Source organism: Desulfosediminicola sp. (assembly GCF_048381775.1).
Taxonomy (GTDB): Bacteria; Desulfobacterota; Desulfobulbia; order Desulfobulbales; family Desulfocapsaceae; genus Desulfopila; species Desulfopila ganghwensis.
The window spans coordinates 75,021-94,653 of the sequence record NZ_JBLXGE010000002.1; the positions used below are offsets into that span (position 1 = coordinate 75,021).

General features: G+C 47.8%; 20 protein-coding genes. 7 read left to right on the top strand and 13 right to left on the bottom strand.

What is annotated here, in order from left to right; genetic code table 11:
* Positions 1–16: 16 nt before the first annotated feature.
* Positions 17–607, bottom strand: coding sequence for an isochorismatase family protein (locus ACN5NT_RS03235; RefSeq protein ID WP_419174492.1), 591 nt, complete (start codon positions 605–607; stop codon positions 17–19).
* A 539-nt stretch (positions 608–1,146) separates the two neighbouring features.
* Here ACN5NT_RS03235 and ACN5NT_RS03240 point away from each other — a divergent pair.
* Both ACN5NT_RS03240 and ACN5NT_RS03245 read left to right on the top strand, forming a co-directional pair.
* Positions 1,147–1,440 carry an ArsR/SmtB family transcription factor gene (locus ACN5NT_RS03240; RefSeq protein WP_136795158.1) on the top strand — a complete coding sequence of 98 codons (294 nt, stop codon included), beginning with the start codon at positions 1,147–1,149 and terminating at the stop codon, positions 1,438–1,440.
* A 39-nt stretch (positions 1,441–1,479) separates the two neighbouring features.
* Positions 1,480–1,689, top strand: a complete 210-nt coding sequence (locus ACN5NT_RS03245) for a YgaP family membrane protein (protein WP_136795159.1) — start codon at positions 1,480–1,482, stop codon at positions 1,687–1,689.
* Positions 1,690–1,728: 39 nt separating this feature from the next.
* Here ACN5NT_RS03245 and ACN5NT_RS03250 read toward each other — a convergent pair whose 3' ends face one another.
* The 6 genes from ACN5NT_RS03250 to ACN5NT_RS03275 all read right to left on the bottom strand — a co-directional run bounded on the left by ACN5NT_RS03250 (position 1,729) and on the right by ACN5NT_RS03275 (position 11,232).
* Complete coding sequence (locus ACN5NT_RS03250) at positions 1,729–1,971, bottom strand: hypothetical protein (RefSeq protein WP_136795160.1); 243 nt, start codon at positions 1,969–1,971, stop codon at positions 1,729–1,731.
* A gap of 312 nt (positions 1,972–2,283) precedes the next feature.
* Complete coding sequence (locus ACN5NT_RS03255) at positions 2,284–6,573, bottom strand: PEP/pyruvate-binding domain-containing protein (RefSeq protein ID WP_419174493.1); 4,290 nt, start codon at positions 6,571–6,573, stop codon at positions 2,284–2,286.
* Between the two features lie 239 nt (positions 6,574–6,812).
* Entirely contained in the window at positions 6,813–7,817 is a 1,005-nt protein-coding gene (gene gap / locus ACN5NT_RS03260; RefSeq protein WP_136795162.1) for a type I glyceraldehyde-3-phosphate dehydrogenase, read from the bottom strand.
* Positions 7,818–7,912: 95 nt separating this feature from the next.
* Positions 7,913–9,556, bottom strand: coding sequence for a glycogen synthase (locus tag ACN5NT_RS03265; protein WP_419174494.1), 1,644 nt, complete (start codon positions 9,554–9,556; stop codon positions 7,913–7,915).
* Positions 9,557–9,606: 50 nt separating this feature from the next.
* Positions 9,607–10,689 carry a chorismate synthase gene (gene aroC, locus ACN5NT_RS03270; protein ID WP_136795163.1) on the bottom strand — a complete coding sequence of 361 codons (1,083 nt, stop codon included), beginning with the start codon at positions 10,687–10,689 and terminating at the stop codon, positions 9,607–9,609.
* A 6-nt stretch (positions 10,690–10,695) separates the two neighbouring features.
* A complete protein-coding gene (locus tag ACN5NT_RS03275) occupies positions 10,696–11,232 on the bottom strand; it encodes a shikimate kinase (protein WP_419174495.1) in 537 nt (178 codons plus the stop codon).
* 398 nt (positions 11,233–11,630) lie between these two features.
* On the opposite strand from ACN5NT_RS03275, the gene ACN5NT_RS03280 reads away from it, so the two are divergent.
* The 5 genes from ACN5NT_RS03280 to ACN5NT_RS03300 all read left to right on the top strand — a co-directional run bounded on the left by ACN5NT_RS03280 (position 11,631) and on the right by ACN5NT_RS03300 (position 15,351).
* Complete coding sequence (locus tag ACN5NT_RS03280) at positions 11,631–12,041, top strand: secondary thiamine-phosphate synthase enzyme YjbQ (RefSeq protein WP_136795165.1); 411 nt, start codon at positions 11,631–11,633, stop codon at positions 12,039–12,041.
* An 18-nt stretch (positions 12,042–12,059) separates the two neighbouring features.
* Complete coding sequence (locus ACN5NT_RS03285; protein ID WP_136795166.1) at positions 12,060–12,320, top strand: hypothetical protein; 261 nt, start codon at positions 12,060–12,062, stop codon at positions 12,318–12,320.
* A 9-nt stretch (positions 12,321–12,329) separates the two neighbouring features.
* Positions 12,330–14,108 carry a UbiD family decarboxylase gene (locus ACN5NT_RS03290; RefSeq protein WP_419174496.1) on the top strand — a complete coding sequence of 593 codons (1,779 nt, stop codon included), beginning with the start codon at positions 12,330–12,332 and terminating at the stop codon, positions 14,106–14,108.
* Positions 14,105–14,821 (top strand): pseudouridine synthase, encoded by a 717-nt coding sequence (locus ACN5NT_RS03295; RefSeq protein WP_419174497.1) that lies wholly within the window; start codon positions 14,105–14,107, stop codon positions 14,819–14,821. The genes ACN5NT_RS03290 and ACN5NT_RS03295 overlap by 4 nt, the downstream gene beginning before the upstream one ends.
* 248 nt (positions 14,822–15,069) lie before the next feature.
* The gene (locus ACN5NT_RS03300; protein WP_136795169.1) at positions 15,070–15,351 is read left to right on the top strand and encodes an HU family DNA-binding protein; all 282 of its coding nucleotides are present in this window, start codon (positions 15,070–15,072) and stop codon (positions 15,349–15,351) included.
* Positions 15,352–15,557: 206 nt separating this feature from the next.
* Here the strand turns inward: ACN5NT_RS03300 and rimO are convergent, their stop codons facing one another.
* The 6 genes from rimO to ACN5NT_RS03330 form a co-directional block, all read right to left on the bottom strand.
* Positions 15,558–16,895: a 30S ribosomal protein S12 methylthiotransferase RimO gene (rimO, locus tag ACN5NT_RS03305; RefSeq protein WP_419174498.1), complete on the bottom strand. Its 1,338-nt coding sequence runs from the start codon at positions 16,893–16,895 to the stop codon at positions 15,558–15,560.
* Between the two features lie 103 nt (positions 16,896–16,998).
* Entirely contained in the window at positions 16,999–17,715 is a 717-nt protein-coding gene (locus ACN5NT_RS03310) for a hypothetical protein (protein WP_419174499.1), read from the bottom strand.
* Between the two features lie 133 nt (positions 17,716–17,848).
* Positions 17,849–18,088, bottom strand: a complete 240-nt coding sequence (gene atpE, locus ACN5NT_RS03315; RefSeq protein ID WP_136795172.1) for an ATP synthase F0 subunit C — start codon at positions 18,086–18,088, stop codon at positions 17,849–17,851.
* Between the two features lie 109 nt (positions 18,089–18,197).
* Positions 18,198–18,920 (bottom strand): F0F1 ATP synthase subunit A, encoded by a 723-nt coding sequence (atpB, locus tag ACN5NT_RS03320; protein ID WP_419174500.1) that lies wholly within the window; start codon positions 18,918–18,920, stop codon positions 18,198–18,200.
* Between the two features lie 8 nt (positions 18,921–18,928).
* Positions 18,929–19,351: an ATP synthase subunit I gene (locus ACN5NT_RS03325; RefSeq protein ID WP_419174501.1), complete on the bottom strand. Its 423-nt coding sequence runs from the start codon at positions 19,349–19,351 to the stop codon at positions 18,929–18,931.
* A gap of 7 nt (positions 19,352–19,358) precedes the next feature.
* On the bottom strand, positions 19,359–19,613 hold the full coding sequence (locus ACN5NT_RS03330; protein WP_275942946.1) for an AtpZ/AtpI family protein: 255 nt from the start codon (positions 19,611–19,613) through the stop codon (positions 19,359–19,361).
* Between the last annotated feature and the right edge of the window lie 20 nt (positions 19,614–19,633).

Below are 19,633 nucleotides of genomic sequence, written 5' to 3' on the forward strand. Positions count from 1 at the left end.
TCCTAAATTTATCTTTTTATCCCTGTTTGAGGATCAACGGGAGAATTTCCTTGAACCTCGGAGTCCCTGCCTTGTGGAGCAACTCGTATATCAACATCTCGGCAGGACCGATATCGGCGCCGACTCCTGCCAGTCGTTCCAGAGCCATCTGGTGATGCTCTCGTCTCCGACTCGATACACCGTCTGATACAATCCAGACTTTAAGACCCAGGTCCAGAGCCGCCATGGCTGTCTGGTAAACACAGATATGAGTCTCGACTCCTACGAGAATCATGGTGTCTATTGCCGACGGCAAGGAATTAACCCTGGCCATTGTCTCAGCATTCGCCAGCGCATTAAACTCCACTTTGTCGTGCCGGGGTATGTCCTCAAACAAAGGCTCAAGGTCAGAAACATATGGCCCGAGACCTTTTTTATACTGAGTATTACCCATGATAGGCATACCGAATATTCTAGCACTGTGGACCATCATACCGGTAATATCCGCAACCTTATCCGCGCCATGCACATGTTTCATGAGGCTCTCTTGGACATCAATAACATGCAGGTAACATGACTCAGGTGTCAATAGCTTCGTATTTGCCATACCAGCTCCTCCGCCTCTCATCGGTCATATAGTGTTCAACATGGAGCCTGGGTGCAGATGAATACCCAAGCCGGACATCTCATTCATTAACGACCTAATAAACTCTTTTCTCAGCCGAGATTCAAGAGTATCCTCTTTTTCCAGCAAAAAATGAGATCCATCACAGTACACCCTTTATTGAAAATCCTGATATCCTTAGCCCAATCCATTTTTTTACCTCAACTCCTTCAACCTCATCACCAGGTGACCGCAACTGACCCGGAACACGATAAACACCCACTCATATGCCAATCACCTGCCATCAGCTTCTTTTCTACAACAGCCAACGGCTTTCGCCAGCCACTTCATTAAATATGCTTCCTATGGGTTTTATAGGGAAATTATATTTGATCAGGCGCCAACATGTTCAGATCAGAACAATTTTCTCAGCGCTGCAAAGATGGTATGGTATTTTTTTTATGCCCAGTCTCGACAATTCCTGGTAAATAAAGGAACCAAAAAAAGCTTTACAAAGAAAATATTACTATTAAATTAAAAGCTAAAAAACAATAAGGTACAAAATGGAAGACCAACAGATTGACGCAATGTCAAAAATCCTCAAATCGATGTCTCATCCGATCAGACTTAAAATCCTCTGCCTTCTTCAGGATAAAGAACTTTCGGTTGGGGATATTCGCGATCAGGTAGAGACAACCAACGCAAATGTTTCTCAACACCTTAACATTTTGCGCGGCCAGGGAATCATCGATTATAGAAAGGACGCTAATTTTATCTATAACCGGATAACAGATCAGCGCATAATCGAACTCATTCATACCATGCGCAAGTTGTTCTGCCCGACTTTTGATGATTAAATTGGGATGATTGTTCCCTGAAGACAAGAGAGGTGCGTCATGATCATAACAGATTGGATACACTCTATAGCCGGTTCATTGATTCTCGTCAGCCTTGCTCTTGGCGTTGAGGCCAGCCCGGCATTCCTGAGTCAATACTGGCTGCTGCTAGCCGCTTTTGTGGGCCTCAACCTTTTCCAATACGGAATCACCAAGTTCTGCCCCATGGAACTCATTCTGCGCAAGCTCGGAGTAAGGGAAATCAGATAGCCCTCAAGTACTATTCCGGTCTGTCAGGCGCAAACTCCCCTACGCCTTTCCAGTCTTCCCTTTATTTATCATCTTGGTGTTGCATGATGCCTGCCAGCAACAGTTAAGCTGAGTACATACCTCACGACGCTGATAGCACGGCAGATTCCCCTCTCTCTCCTGTATCCTGCAAATCAACTCGGAAAGCTTTATCCCCTTATGTTGGGGAATATCCATCCGTAACGCTTTTTTACGAGCAAGAGAGAATAATTTCGGTCCTTTGAGATAAGCCTTTGGTGCCATAAACCTTCACCTCATCCGGATTGGAATATGAATATTTACACACTCTTTTTTGACGAAAAAATAAATGACAATAACAAGGAAAACTTAAAGCACATATCGGAGGTTCGCGCTGCCGATCCTAACAAGTTTTAAACATCGTTCAATTATATAAAAATATCACCTAAAATGTCCACAACAATCGGCAAATCCCACAAAGATGATCCATATTTATTACTCCATCGCTGACGATGAAAAATTGTAGCTCAACACCACGAGCCAGCGACGGAGTTCACAAAGGCCACAGCATCCGACCGAAAAGTCCATGTCATATTGCTAGATTGGCAAGATATGGTGTTCTTCCCTGATCTTATGCATACCCATCAAAACAACACCATTTCGGCCATCTATGGAAACAGCATCCCCAAAGCTGATTCGATGTTCGCCTATTTCGCAATATTGCGCTGTTTCATATACTTTGAGCTGGCGCACACCAACGACACAGGTTTTCTCCAGCCGCACAGCAACGACGGATGCGTGGGACGTCTGGCCTCCCCTGGATGTCAGGAGCGCGTCAGCCATGCTGATAACTTTTATATCCTCAGGAACAGTATCGGCACGTATGAGCACCAGTGGCGCATTCGGATCTTTTGCCCGCATCTCAAGAATATTTTCCTCGGTGAAAACTGCCCGACCAGAAAGTGCTGAACCTGACACACCAACTCCCTGCCCAAGATAGGCCTGCTCGACAGCATCCGGCTCGTCGAACACCCTGAAGTGCTCCTTTTTCTTGATAGTGATCATGTCACGGGTTTGCAGAAGATAGAGATTTTCTGGCTTGGGACCTTCGAAAGTAAATTCTATTTCCTGCGGATTCCACCGCTTCTCGTAGACCAGTTCCCTTGAAATTTCGAGCAGTCTGGAATATATCTGGGGAAAGCGTCTCTCTAACGTTTCATCTATATTTCGGCCATCCAGCTCGGCCTGCTCCACGGAAACAGCACAACTCGTCACCAGGCCTGACACGATATCCTCTCCCTGATCGCCGTAGGCATAATCCCCCCAGAGAGCGACACGCTGAACCTTCCGGTAAGGATGAGCTGTAAAAACTACACCCGCACCGGATGTGTCACTGAGGTTACCCAGCACCATCGCCTGCACAATAACAGCAGTACCCCAGGAATCACTTACATCCATAATACTCCGATATTCTACTGCTTTTTGAGAGTTCCATGAATCCTGAACCAACTCAATAGCGTTAACAAGCTGCAACCATGGATCATCAGGAATACCGAGCCCTCTCTGGCGAACAAGTTTCTGGTAGGCCAGAGCCAACTCCTTCATCTGCGTGGAAGAGAACTGCCTCTTCAGAGCCACCCCATGCTTTGCTTTGGCCTCGTTCATAAGACCCTGAAAATCCTCGCGCTCAACTCCTGAAATCATTGCCCAGCTTTGCAGAAAACGGCGGTAATTGTCCCAGGCGACATATTCATTCCCATGCCGTAGGACATATTCTTCAATCAGGTCCTCGTTATAGCCGACATTGTGGACCGTAGCCATCATACCTGGCATTGAGATAGCACCACCACTTCGTACGGAAAGAAGCAGTGGTGTATCCACAGAACCGTATTTCTTACCTGTGACATTTTCAAGCTCAGTCAGCGATTCACGTATTCGCTGCATAAACTCATCCCTGGCCTGTGAATAGCCAAACACCACCTCCCGGCAGCGGAAAATCTCTGTGGTTATCACGAAAGCAGGCGGAACTTTGATATTTTCTGCCATCAAAGTGGTGAGATTGAAGCCTTTATTGCCTAACAAAATCAGGTTATCCGTAAAAGGATTTTGCTGATGCAAAAGGGATATCGCTCTCTCCTGATTGTACGTCATGAGCAAATCGAGATGTTCCTTATTTAAAACATCCTTCTGACTCTCCAGGGTCTGGATAATTCGCAAAATAAAATTATCGAGATGTTGCAGACCGAACGTTGAGGCAATCAGTTCACGCAAAAATGTTTCGGACAGGCGCTGGATTGAATTCGCCTGCTCCTCTTCATCATATAGCCCCTTGTATTTCGCGAGGAGATTCTCCTTACCGATCTGGGGGATGATGATTGACAGATTATTTTGGTGGATATTGGTGTAGTAGGCATAGATAATATCCTTCACACCTTCTGAAAGACCCCGGAAAATATCAAGATATTGCGTATATGAAAAGCGCCTGATTTTCAGTGAGTTCACCAGGAGGTTGAGGTGGATCGTCAGCCTCCTCGAGGTGATACCATCTATTCGCAGAGCTTTCATAAAGAGCCGCAGACATCGTATGATATTCCAGAATGTTGCCTGGGTTATGAGGTTCAGGTTCACCGTATCAGGCAATTTCTCCAGATAGATATTGGCAAGGTTTTCCAATCTGAAGCTCAGACTCAGAGCATCGAATTTCTTCTCCTTGTATCTGCCGTAAACAGACGGAATATCTACCGCAATATGTCTTTTATAGTAAATATCCTCCCGCGACTCAAACTTCTCATCCGAGAGAATGATTGCCTTGAGCCCTTCCAGGGCGTCGAGTATAACCTCCAAAGCCTGTTCCGTATCATCTGACTCGAGAACCTGCAGTACTTTCTCCATATCAGTGAAGCCATCATTTACCGCAGCCTGCAATTCAGAGCGAATCTCCTGAAAACCAAGCTTGTACTTCTGGTGCAGCAGCTTGAACATTTTCACCAGCAACTCAAACCGTCTGGTCTCATGGGCCTGAAGATCGGTCTGGGTCGCCAGAAATTCTTTCAATTCACCCTGATCAAGAGTGAGCAAATCATTTACGCTCTTGAGGCTGAAGCGCAGAATAACTCTATCGCTTAGAATCTGCTGATCATCGATAAACGGCCCTGATGACTCTACCTGGGCATACACGTCCTCCGGCAGATACGGGACCAACAGCATTTTGTCCTTGGTACGCCAGAATTTAAAAATTGCCCGGATAAAATCGACAATCAGATTGGAACTTTCCACATGCCCCTGCTTTCGCAGAAAGTGAATGAGCAAATCCTTACGCTTGTGAATCTCATCCAGTTCAGTCGAGACATCACGCAGCTCCCCTTCTGAGCCGATCTCATTATAAAAAACCGGCATCAGCTTGGTGAACTGTTTCGACAAATTATAGATGGGCTCAATCGGATGGTTGAGCAGCTGGGTAATATCCCGTTGGAACAGATCAGTATCTTTAATGCAGGTTCCCGATAATTTCAGATGAATTATCAGTGCCGAAAATAGCGTTCCACACCACTTCGGCTCGCGCATGATCAGATGCAGCCAGACCCTGATATTGCTCAGATGCGCCGGGTTGACAAGTGGTTGCCAGTTCTCATCCACACCAACGACATTCGCATGCTGGAAACCAAAGCGAACCACTCCCCACAGGAACGCCTCAACCATCCGGCTATTGCCCCTGTCAAAGATCTCCCCGCCAAGCACCTGAATGCATTGCAGGGAAGTATGGGGAAACTTGACCACATTAGCCTTGAGTAACTTGAACGTGGTCAGCAGAAAATCCTCGATTTCCTCAAAAGATTGCTGACGAACCAACAGGACCAGGCCACGATTGATCTCACGCAATGTCTCTTCGTGGATCAAGTATAAGCCTTTGGTGTCCATAATACGGAATAAGAACAGCAGCCTCTGGTTTTCGATAAAATTATGTACTCTCTTTTCATCCTCCCCGCTATCGAGGTGCTGCTCCGCCTTGGCAATAACTGACGGGATCTGACGATAATACCGCACAACATCGACATGCCCGGGTAACTTCAGAATCTCTTTCAGCCCTCCCAGAGGGTCTTCGTCAATCGCTATCTCTTCCAGTATGGCAATGTTGTTCCGCATTGCTCCGTGGGAAATTTTTTCAAAAAGTTCTTTCGAGTCCGTATCGTCTTTCAATATCGAACAATGTTCAAAGAACCATTGCTGCGGGTCACCTTCACTGAGCCAGTAGTCATAGTTTCTTCTGAGAACTGTACGTACCATGGAGGCAAGGTTGAAGTAATCGAACGTCAGGGATTCGGCCTCACTGAATTTGACCAGACGGATAGCCAGTTTTTTCACCGAATGCTGGCCGTGGACGATATTCATAATGATTTCATCATTGGCCCTGTCCAGCTCTGCAATTCGATAGAACATCTCGTTGAGCGGATCTGCGAATCGCTCGAGATCGCTGGTGCTGAACAAAGTGATCATCTTGTCTATCCAGGCAAGCTTGGCAGCCACCACCTGGCTCAGCAGGAACGGATATCTCAACGAATCTTCCAGTGCTTCGAAAAACAGCCCGCTAAACAGACGAAAGGCCTCGGGCCCTTCGGGATGGGCACGATAATGCCCGCTGTTTTTCAGCACAAAGCTCCGCAGTTGTGGCAAAATCATCTTCCAGTTGCGAAAAGGATGACACACTTCATAGAGCAGTTTTTCTAAAGATGCGTGAAGCCCCTTGTACCTCTCCACCACCTCCAGAAGAAGCATATACTTCGGCTCGATTTCAACCTGCCCTGCTGTTTCCAGAAGGTTCGCCCTCAACGCATCCGATTCAATCGGGTCAACCTTATTCAGCGGCCCGTAGAAATCCGAGTTGCTCATGATCTATCCTGATGATTCTGGTTTGTCGCAACTCCATCGACTGGATTTGCAACCTTGATGAAACCAGAAGTTACCTTGTAAGCATCTGGCTACCCTGCGGGACACTGGTGCGCAAACATTACAGCCCCTGGCCCGCTGTCTCTTATTTGCTATAATCGCATTCTTGAGCAAACGCAATAACGCCCCGGAAGTGAACCTTACGGGGCGTTATCATTATGCCACATTTTCTCTACAGCCTGCTACAGAGCTTTATTTGCCTCCATATGTCTGATGAGATCGAGCATTCTGTTCGAATAACCCCACTCATTATCGTACCAGCTCATTACTTTCACTGTTTTCCCGATAACTTTGGTCGACTGACCATCCACAATTGAAGATCTTCCATCACCCTGAAAATCAATGGATACCAGCGGCAGGTCGGTGTAGCCGAGATAACGATTAGCAGCGTCCTTCAAAGCCTGATTCACTTCGTCCACCGTTGTTTCACGCCCTACCTCCATAACAGCATCGACTAAAGAAACAGTCGGCGTAGGAACACGCACCGCGAGGCCATCGAATTTCCCTTTCAACTCTGGAATAACCAGAGATACGGCGGCAGCTGCGCCGGTTTTGGTTGGTATCATCGACAGAGCTGCAGCACGTGCCCTGCGTAAATCAGAATGGGGGAAATCCAGCAACCGCTGGTCGCCGGTATAGGCATGCACGGTGGTCATCAGACCACGCTCAATACCGAAATTGTCGAGAATTACCTTGGCAAACGGAGCCAGGCAGTTGGTAGTACAGGAAGCGTTGGAAACAATATGGTGCAGGGTGGCATCATACTCATCCTCATTTACACCCATGACAAAAGTCTTCACGTTACCTTTGGCAGGGGCGGAGATAACTACTTTACTGGCACCGGCATCAATATGCGCCTGAGTGGAGTCTGCGTCCCTGAAAATACCTGTGCATTCAGCGACATAATCAACACCCATATCACCCCAGGGGATATCAGCAGGGTTGCGATGGCTGGAAACAGCGACACGCTTTCCACCGACAGTTACTCCAGTATCATCGCTTTCGACTTCAGGTTCGAATTGGCCCATCACCGAATCATACTTGAGCAGGTGGGCAAGAGTGGCATTATCAGTAAGATCATTGATAGCGACTACTTCAATATCCGAAAATTCAGGATCCTTAGTCATTGCCCTGAAAATATTCCTGCCAATACGACCAAATCCGTTTATACCGATCTTTATTGTCATCGTCGTTCTCCTAAAGTTACAAGATGTTCAACACATCTTCATTTCATCAGGTACCTGCAGCACAAAGGTCTGATGCACATGCTTTCAGATTCTATTTATGATGCCTTTTGGCGGCGTAACATTGCTTGCCGATACAACTCCAGATATTTTGTCTTCACAACATCCCAGGTATATTCTTCCCTGATCTTTCTGACAGCCATCCTTTGCATTTTTCTCATCTTGTCAGGCTGCAGGTAAAGTTCCTGCGCCCTGACAAGTGCCCCATACAACTCATCGGCTGAATCACCGCGATACGCGATGCCTGTCTCGTTATCCACAACCTTAACCAGCCCGCCCACATGGTGCACCACAGGAACGGCACCGAATAACTGAGCCATATAGTCAGTCAGGCCGCACGGTTCATAACGGGATGGTATGACGAAAAAGTCTCCTGCTGCATAAATATGATTAGCCAATTCCAGGCTGAACCCTCTTACAAAACATAACCGGCCTGCAAGCTCTTTCTTCAGGCTCAATGATCGAATGGCTGCATCGAGATACTCACTACCGCTCCCAAGAATTACGGCCTGACAATCCTCGTACTCACTGAACAAATTCTCAATAGCGACCAGGAAATGATCGACCCCTTTCTGCTCACTGAGTCTGCCGATAAAGGTAAAAAGCGGGTCGTCTGGCTTAACGGCGATTTTCCCGAACAGCTCCAGCCCTGCAGGCAATTTCTTTTCCGCCAACGTCTGCAGCAAACGCTCCTTGCACTGTCTCTTGCCAGCCAGCTCATCTTCTTCTGAAGAAGGATCATAACTGGCAGCCAGACCAAGCTCTTTTGCCTTCAATGGGTTAAATGACTCGGGCTGAATACCGTTTGTTACACCTTCAATGGTGTACCCCCGGGCCGCAAGGGCATGCCCCAGCCAATCAGTACGTGCGTCTTCCTCACTCTCCATGAGTTCTTTGGCATAGTTGCTGCTTACCGTATTTAAGACAGCATAGCTCCCTGCGGCTAACAGGGGATCAAACTTGCCGGACAGCCTGTTCTCACCGATCACACTCCAGGGCAATCCGGTAATACCATGAGCAAAGGGCAGATCCGCAACTTCCTGGTGATAACCAACGCCAGCGTTGTGTATTGTTACCAGACAGCCCGTGTCTTTAAAGAAACAGCGCCAGCCCTGGCATTCATAGATAAGGGCGGGGATAAGCGCAGTGTGGCCGTCATGACAATGAATAACATCAGGTTTCTCATCCAGACAGACCATCAGTTCAAGAGCCGCCTTCTGCAAAAGGACATTCATGGCAAAATAATCATAATGCCCGGTACCGGTTTTCTTCCAGGCCTCTCTGGCCGCCTCTTCATCCGTATAGGTATAGACATCGAATTTTTCTGAAAAGCGGTCGGCCTCGATGAGATAAAGGGTTACAGCTTTTTCTTTCTTGAACCAGACCATGCAGGATTCCCTACGCTCTTCAAGGCCATAATTCATATCCACGCCGAACCGCAGCCTATCCTGCCGCTTGCCTCGTCTGTAAATTGGCTTGAAGCCGGCTTGTTCAGGGTTGATAAACCCGTATCCAGGCAACACAATGCTCACCCGGCAGCTATCCTCTTTGATCAGACTCTCCGACAGCTGGAACACTACATCCTTCACCCCGCCGGCCCCTGCAAGATCATTGTACTCGCGACTTATCATCCAGATGTTGCTTATGATGCCGCCACCGTTTAACGCCGGAATCTTTTCCATCAACCTCCGCCAATATCAGTGATGATGCTCACCAGTGTCTCCATCGCTGCCTACTCACCTTCCGGAAAACATGTTGCGTTTTGTCTCAACAGTTGGTCAAGCAAGGTTATGCGAACCATTGCCTCACATACCGGAATAACTCTTGGAATAGCGGAGATATCGTGACGGCCACCTATCTTGATTTTGACAGCCTCACCATCGCTACCCACTGTTTGCTGCTCTTTGGCAATAGAGGGGATGGGTTTTACGGCTACCCGTATGACCAATTCCTGCCCGCTGGAAATTCCCGCCAGCATGCCACCAGCATTATTGCTGGCAAATCCTTCCGGGGTAATCGGGTCATTACTCTCTGAGCCGACCATGTCAGCCACCGCAAAACCCGCACCGAACTCAACCCCCTTCACCGCTCCTATGGAGAGAAGTCCGTGGCCCAGTTCTGCTTCAAGTTTATCAAAAACAGGTTCACCAAGTCCCGGCGGGCAGGTGGCGCGAATCTCCACGATGCCTCCCAGAGTATCTCCCTGCTTTCTGACCTCTTGAACGCGCATATCCATCTTTTCCGCGGCAACAGGGTCCGGACAGTAATAGAGATTTTCGTCAATCACTGAAAGATCACAACTTTCGATATGCACCCCGCCAAGCGCCACAGTGTAACCAATCACTTGAATATCGAAGTGATTCAGCACCTGTTCCGCAACAGCCCCTGCGGCTACCCTGGCTGCCGTCTCACGAGCGGAAGCTCTGCCCCCGCCCCGATGATCCCGCAGACCATACTTAGCATCATAGGTTATGTCCCCATGCCCCGGTCGGTAGATCCCTTTGAGGTGATCATAGGATTTAGAATGGGCATCCTTGTTAAAGATGGCAAGCGATATAGGTGTCCCCGTAGTCACTGGAGGAAGATCATCTTCCAGTTTTACGATTCCTGAAAGTATCTCAAGCTGATCAGGCTCCTTCCGGGGGCTTGATGCACCACCCTGGCCAGGCCGTCTGCGGTCCATCGTCTGCTGCAATGCGTCGAGATCAAGAGATATACCTGCGGGACAACCATCTACCACAGCGCCGATCGCCGTGCCATGAGACTCTCCCCAACTGGTTACCCTGAAAATTTTACCAAAAGTGCTTCCTGCCATATTCAGCTATTCTCCCACTGCGATCGAATGAAATTTCTCTGTAATCGAATCCACGGCAACCGCAATACTCATCCTGCCGGTATCCACTGCGTAATCTGAAAGCTCCCTGTAAATCGGAGTTCGTACCTCCAGGATATCGGCAATTTCCTGGTCTATCGCCTTACCGGTTAAAGTTGGCCGCTCAGAATTACCTGTATCGTTGCCGCCAAGTCTGCCTGCCAATACGGATAAGTCTGCTGTGAGCCATACCACGAGCGCCTTTCTGCCATATTGCGCCCATATGTCACGATGCATAATCGCCCCCCCACCGGTTGCGACAACGGTGTTGGACGACTCAAACGCTTTGATGAGAGCTTCAGCCTCGTATTTCCTGAACGCGTCCCACCCCTGGCTTCCCACAATTTCCTCAATTGATGAGTTGCACTTTGAGCGAATGAGCGAATCGGTATCTAAAAAGGAAAAGCTGAGTTTGGAGGCTAACGCACGGCCAATCGTGGACTTACCAGTGGCTCGATATCCAATGAGAACAATCTTATCTATCATAATCCATTACCAAATTTTCATTATCTATACTATTCGCAAATCAAATGATGTCAAGCATTGTTGCAGTAAACATGTACTTCAAATTTATTGATAAACCGTAGGTTTTATAGTGATTTCAGCCTCGATTCCCCATGGATCATTCCCAGCTTCAAGATGTGCAACCTTCGTTTCAGAGACATTTGGGCGCGGATTGACTGGAATTACGAAACAACCTATAGTAACGACAAATTATTCATTTCGGCAGGTCATTGTTGCAGTTGCAGAAATACTCTCGTATTTTCCAAGACTGCTGCGACAGTGGTCAGTCAGAGGTGCTCGATTTTGGCATCGATTCCTGTCCCAGACAAAACGATTTTACTACCTGCTGCCTCTACATTCAGCAACTATCCGGAGCTATCATGTTATCAGGAACTTTTTCACTCAAGACAAATACATACATGAAAATGGTCGACATTACTGACTCTGTTGATGCCATCCTGCATGAGCATAGCATGCAAAACGGGTTCTGCTATCTGTTTAACCCGCATACCACCGCGGGCCTTACGATCAACGAAGGTGCGGATCCCGATGTCCAGACAGATATCATTGCCGCTCTGCAGCACATTGTCCCCTTAAAATTTAATTACCGGCATAGCGAGGGAAATTCTCCATCGCATGTCATGGCCTCGCTAATGGGTTGTTCTCTTACCATAGCTGTAGAGAACGGTAAACTTCAGCTAGGTACCTGGCAACGCGTTTTTTTCTGTGAGTTTGACGGCCCGAGGACCCGCAAAGTATACTGGCGACTTGACAATAACCTTAATCAATAGCAGATTACCTGCCTTATTATGAAATCAATAACACCTGATCAGATCTGTTTCGGCCTCAACAGGCAACTTGACGAAGCATCGTTTTCCTGCTACCTGCAGCTTCTTGGACGTCCCGAATTTGCAGATGTCCTGGCAGAGAGAATGACAAGCGAAGAAATCAATGTCTTCATCGACAACATGACGGCATTACTCAAAAAGCATCTGCGGGGTAACGAATATCACGCCTTATTTCTCCAACAACAAGGCCACCACTCCCATGCTCACTCCCATGATGAATAGAGAACACCTGTGAAAAAAGAAAAGCTCCAAGATTTACGCGGATTTATAGATTTACTCAAAGAGGATGGCGACCTTCTGGTTATTGAGGAAGAAGTTGACCCCTATCTGGAAATTGCCGAAATCCACCGGCGGGTGATTTCCCGCGGCGGCCCTGCACTCCTTTTCACCAATGTAAAAGGCTCCGATTTCCCTGTGGTCACCAACCTGTTTGGCACCAGCAATCGGCTTGAGCTGGCCTTCGGCGGCAAACCAAAACAATTTGTCCGCGACATTGTCAACCTTGCAGAAACCGCAATGCCGCTTACCGCCAAAAAAATATGGGACAACCGTTCCCTGGTTGGCGATTGCATGAAGCTGGGCCTGAAGAAAACAAAGCGGGCACCAATCCTCGAGAATTGCCAGCAACCTGCCGAACTGTGTAAACTCCCAATGCTTACCTCATGGCACAGCGATGGCGGACCATTCGTCACCTTGCCATTGGTTTATACCGAGCATCCTGATGGTCATGGCCACAACCTTGGCATGTACCGCATTCAACGTTTCGATGATACCACCACCGGTATTCACTGGCAAATACACAAGGGAGGAGGCTACCACTATTTCGAAGCCGAGAAACAGAACAAACCCCTGCCTGTCACCCTCTACATAGGCGGACCACCGGCTCTTATTCTCTCCGCCATTGCCCCACTGCCGGAAGATCTGCCGGAACTGATGCTTGCTTCCCTGGTCATTGGCGACAAACTTAAAATGGCCACGGACCCCCTTGGCAGCCACGATCTCGTTGCCAATGCCGAGTTTGCAATCAAAGGCGTAGTCCCTCCCCACCTGAGACGCCCTGAAGGGCCTTTTGGGGATCACTACGGCTACAACTCCCTACAGCATGATTACCCAGTTTTTCAGGTAAGCCACCTTTATCACAGAAATAATGCTATCTACCCGGCCACCGTTGTTGGCCGTCCGCGGCAGGAGGATTATTTCATAGGCGACTACCTCCAGGAAATGCTCTCCCCCCTCTTCCCGCTGGTAATGAAAGGCGTGAGGGAATTAAAGACATTTGGCGAGACGGGTTTTCATTGCCTTGCTGCTGCACGGGTTACCGATCGCTATCCCCGCGAGGCATTTGCCTGCGGTCTCCGCATTCTTGGTGAGGGGCAGCTTTCGCTGACCAAATTCCTCATCATCACAGATGGTGATATCGATATTACTGATTTTGGCGCACTCTGGTGTCATGTATTAGAACGCGTGAAGTGGGATCGTGACCTTTTCGTTTTCGCCAACGTCTCACAGGACACTCTGGATTACACCGGTCCTGCGGTAAACAAGGGCTCCAAGGCCTTAATGATGGGGCTTGGTGAGGAAAAGCTGCGAACTCTTTCACACGAATTTACCGGTACTCTTCCTGCAGAATGCAGGAAACCGAAAGTCTACCTGCCTGGTACTCTCGTGGTCGAGGGAACTTCTTATGTAGAAAACCAGGAGCTTGGAGCCCAGCTGGCGTGTTGGGACGGTCTCGGTGACTGGCCTTTCGTACTCCTGGTGGATAATGTTGAAGAGGCAACCTGTTCAATGCAGGAATTCCTCTGGACGTTTTTTACCCGGTTTGAACCTGCCAACGATATTCACGCCTCTGCCACGAATGTCCGCAGATTCCATATCGGCCTCCGGGGACCTATCGTGATCGATTGCCGAATGAAGCCGTGGTACACAGATGTCCTGGAAGTCGATCAGGCTACTAAAGATCTTGTCGATGAAAAATTTGAACGAATCATTCCAAAGAGATACCGATGACAGAAAAGGTACGTTTACAGAAATACCTCGCCAGTTGTGGCGTCGCCTCCAGGCGAAAGGCCGAAGAGTACATCAGTCACGGTCGGGTCAAGATCAATGGCCAGACCATCATCTCAATGGGGGAGAAAATCACTCCCGGAGAAGATCTGATACAATTTGACGGCAAAAATGTAGTGCCGCCGGAAGAGTTTGTTTATGTTCTGCTCAATAAACCAGCAGGCTATGTCACCACTTTATCTGACCCCCAGGGACGCCCCATCGTCACCTCCCTGGTTAAAGACATTGGCCACAGACTCTTTCCCGTGGGTCGACTCGATCTTGACACAGAAGGCGCACTTATTCTGACCAACGATGGCAGCCTGGCCCAAAAAATTCAACATCCAAGTCACAAGACCAACAAAACATACCACGCACTCGTCCAGGGCCATCCAGGCAAAAGCAAACTCCGCCAGCTGGAAGAAGGTGTTGTAATAGAAGAAAAAATTACAGCCCCTGCAAAAGTGAAAGTCGTCAAACACTATCAGAAACAAACCCTGGTCGAAATTACCCTCCACGAAGGCCGAAAGCGGCAGGTTAAAAAGATGTTTGAGTTGATAGGCAATCCTGTCATTCAGTTGAAACGAATCTCATATGGGAAGTTACACCTAGGAAAACTCCCTACCGGCAAGCATAAGATACTTAACTCCAGAGATTTAAATAAAATATTTTTATAAAATTCTCTTTACAAACCAAAAATTAACTGATTAAATCTAAACAGTTAGGCATGCATTGGTGATTTTGCAATTTCCTCCAATCGCCCTAACGCTCTGGTTTTTAAAGACTAATCACCCTAACACCAGTAACATCATCCAGAAAAGTTTGAACTGTACCAGTTCAATTTTGCTGCATGACTAGAAATGAGTGGGTTTTTTCAATTCCCTACAGGCGGGGCCATAATCAGACTTCTTGACAGGAGTACAGCATGAACAAATCAGAACTCATCGAGACTTTAGCACAGGACATCAACATCCCACACCGTGAAGCAGCTGCTATCACAAATACCGTCATAGAAACAATGACGGAAGCCCTTTCACGGGGCGAGAGTATAGAGATACGGGGATTCGGGAGCTTTGTGATCAAGAAGTATGATGCGTACGAAGGAAGAAATCCTAAGACCGGTAAGAAAATACTGGTGAAGCCAAAGAAGCTGCCTTTCTTTAAAGTGGGAAAGGATCTTCGCGAAAAGGTAAATATCAGTAAATAATAGCTGACCCCCACCAGATATTTTATCTGAGTGGGGGTTTGGTGTCTTAGCCCTCCAACCTGCCAGAATAGGCGGAGGGGTGATCCTCAATAATGAAAAACGCTTTTCTTTTCAGTGGTGCCAGCTGATTCTTGGCTTTGGCGAGCGGTGAAGAATGTCTCCAATTCCAAGTGACATGTTCTCACTGTGCCCACGGCTCAGTATCGTTAGCGCACAATTCCACCGACCAGATCATAAGTCTGTGCCTCACTGATCAGAACCTCAACCAACTCACCAGGGCTGGCTTCCCCGTCGTTGATGTAGACACAGCCATCCACATCCGGTGCCTGGAATCGCGTTCGTCCCTCAAGGAGAAGGTCCGTCTCCCTGCTGAGCCCTTCCACCAGGACCAACTCTTTTCTCCCAACATATTTTTGTTGTATGCCTGCCGATAGCTCAGCCTGCAAAGTCAATACAGCATCCCGTCTTGCGATTTTGTCTTCTTCTGTGACCTGATCAGGGAAGAGCTGTGAAGGTGCGCCTTCCTCGTTTGCATAAGGAAACACCCCTACATGATCCAGCCGGACGTCTCTCATAAAAGCCATTAATTGTTCTACATCAGCCTCTGTTTCACCCGGAAAGCCAACAAGGAAGGTCGTACGAATCGCAACGTCAGGCAAATAGTGACGAATGCGCTCAACAAGACTGTAAAGGTCTTCGGTTGAATATCGCCTGTTCATCCTGTGCAGTACGCTCGTCGATACATGCTGAAAGGGAATATCCAGATATGGCACAATCCTGCTGTTTGCAGCCATAAGCTCCAGCAGCCTGTCGGTGATCCCCGAAGGATAAAGATAAAGCAACCTGAACCACGGTATTGCCGTGTCTGTCAACAAGCGCTGCAGCAGGTTTGTGAGGGTGCTCTCGCTATCCAGGTCGTTACCATACGCTGTTATATCCTGGGCGATGAGGGATAGCTCACGGGCCCCCTTTTGTTCGAGATTAACCGCTTCCTGAACCAGGTCATCAATGGGCCTGCTTCTGAGATCTCCTCTTATTGATGGAATCATGCAGTACGAACACCTGTTATCACAGCCTTCGGTAATCTTGAACCAGGCCCTGAAAGATGGTGTAGTGAGGATTCTGGGCATGCTGCTATCCATAATAAAGCGATCAGGCAACTGGACCTTGGCGTGCTGCTCTCCATGGTTTTCAAAGAGCCCAGCAAGCCTGGCCGGCATGTCGTGACATCCTTCTGTACCAACAAAAAGATCGACCTCCGGCAACTCGGCCGGCAGGCTGTTTCCATAACGCTGAACAAGGCATCCCACTACCACGAGTTTCTGACCGGGGTTTTGCGCCTTGATCTCGGCAAGACCAAGTATCTCATCAACAGCCTCCTCTACAGCCGGTTGGATAAAGCCGCAGGTATTCAGCATAAGCACCTGCGCTTTTTCCGGTGACTCTTCATAGGTCCACCCGGCTTCAGCTAAACCACCAATAATCATTTCGGAATCAACAAGATTTTTGGCACACCCCAAACTCACCAAATGAAACGAATGCATGAGTAAAACTCCATTTATGTTTTCAAATATATGCTATCTAATGAAAGAAGTAAGAATACGAGCTGCCCATCTTATTTTGGATAATACAGCAGTCCCTGAGAGACTATTTGCCAATAGTCGTTAACAATGCCACGAGTTCACTACTTTTATCTCGGAAATCCCGCCTTACGTAACCTGGTTGCCATTTATCCCGATAGAGTTCGTCCGACACCAGAAAGAGTGCACTGAATTCTACATTTCTGAATTGAGCTACTGCACACAAAGCTGAATACTCCATATCAACGCATTTAACATCTGCATTTTTGTGGAGTTCTGCAAGATAACTTCGCTCTTCTCTGTATGGAGCATCCGTTGACCAGATATTCGCATGTGAGTGCTGAATCCCTGCCCTATCCAACAAATCAGAAAGGCTATCGCATAAAGGCATGGACGGCATTGCAGGAGAATCCAGTGGGTAGTGGTGACTTGTCCCTTCCCCGCTCACAGGCACTCCACCGACAACCACATCCCCAACGGAATATTCTTCAGTGACTGCACCACACCAGCCGAAAAGAATAATTTTCCTGGCACCAAGCGCAATAAGTTTCTCCATGGTCATCACTGCAAATGGAGCCCCGATAGTAGGCCCGGCCGCAAATAGATCAGCCTCAGCGGAGACAGCAAGTTTTGATATATATATGTTTTGCTGTCTACCGCCGTTATTCATCAACAGCTTTTGGGCCAATCGTGCTTCACCAGCTGTTGCAACCAGTAGCCCGGTCTCAGGAACCGTTTTTTCCTTTTTCCCCTTAGCAGGGTGGATAATAATTTGTTCTTTCATAGTGGTATACGACTAGCAACTGATGGTAGAAAAAGTAATCATATATACGCCTTCACCAAACGCAAAAAGGGCCGCAGATTTCTCTGCGGCCCTTTCACTTCGATCTTAAGTAAGATCGAAACAATCTTTTTGCTTATCCGAGCAGCGGGTTAGCATAAAGAAGGATCAGGGAGATAACCAGTCCGTAAATCGCGATGGACTCAGCAAGAGCGATACCAAGAATCATGAATACCATGAGCTTCGGCTGTACTTCTGGGTTACGAGCAAGACCCATACATGCGCCCTGACCGATAGAACCGATACCAATACCTGCTCCAAGTCCTGCAAGACCGATTGAAAGTGCTGCACCAATACATACGAGAGCTAATTCCATTGCTTTCTCCTTACGTGTTTAAAAATTGTGTGTTTGGCCTTCTTCGATTACTGCAAAATATTCAAAGACTCACTGTGAGCCCTTTAAATTGTACAAGTCTTTTCTCAAATCAGTGTGCATGCTCCTGGGCCTGTGCAAAGTAGATGACGGTCAGAAGTACAAAGACCATCGCCTGCACCAGGGATACCAGAACACCAAGAACCATGATCGGCAGTGGTGCGAAGAACATTCCCGCCAGGGTAAACAGGATACCGAGCAGGGTCTCTTTCGCCATGATGTTACCGAAGAGACGAATTGAGAGAGAGAGAATACGAGCAAAGTTACTGATAAGTTCGATTGGCAACATCAGCGGAATGAGCACCGGCATAGGACCAAGAAAGTGCTTGATGTATCCTGCACCATGCTCCTTAAAGCCAATGATGTGATGGGTAAACCATACGATCAGTGTCAGGGCGAGAGTGGTGTTGATGCTGGAAGTCGGTGACATAAAGCCTGGAATCAAACCAATCAGGTTTGCAACTGCGATGTACAGTGCAAAGGTGGCAATCATCGGAAAGAACTTGTCAGCCATCTCTCTGCCCATGTTTTCGACAAAGAAATCATCAAGGCCACCAATTAAGATTTCCCAGAAGTTCTGCCCTGCACCAGGAATCATTTCAAGATTTCCCAAGGTCAGCTTGGAAACAAGAAAAAGAAATGCCATGACCAACCAGGTGTAGGTCATATACGGTGCACACAGTTGCTCCAATATCCCGTGGCCGACAAAGCCATGAGGAACCGGCAAGCCGAGCTTCTCAAGGATAATTGAAATAAATAGTATCGGATGTTCCATAACTTCTTTTACCTCCTCCCACTGAAGTAATAGTGTCTAACAATCTCCACTGCTGTGAGTGCGACCGCAAACACTACTGTTGACAACCCCATAATAAGCCCAAAGGCGTTTATTGAACTGAACCGAATCAGGAGCAGGACAACAACACCTATAATTACAATGCGAATCCAGAATCTGAGCAAAAACCCGCTTTTCTTGAATTGTGATTTGGCCTGCCCCTCGGTCATCTCTTCACCCACCGGGAGCGTCTCAAGAAACTGTGTCAAATCACGCTGAGAAACCCAAAAGCTCAGAATCGCTATCAATCCACCGACGAGAACCGACCAGGCCAAGGCCCAGGAAAACAACCCCCATGCCCCCAAGGTCAAAACCGCCAGGTAGACCCAGCTCACAACCTGCATCTTCTGCAGGGAAATAATACCTCTGGTCACGTTATCCTCAATCGTCCGTCTTATCGTCTTTATCTTTCGGTTGATTTTTCCACAAAACATCTAGCAAGGTCTTAAACCCTGCAGCAATACCGAATGCCAGACCGATAAACGTGAACCATGGAGCGGTCCTCCCATCAAAGACTTTCTGGTCCAGATAAATGCCACCTCCCAACCCGATGAAGATGGAGGCAACAAAAGTAAAACCAACATGGCCGTAGTGAGCCATCAACTGAACCAGCTCTTTTCTCATTCCCGACATCATTTTCCTCCTAAATCCCGAGA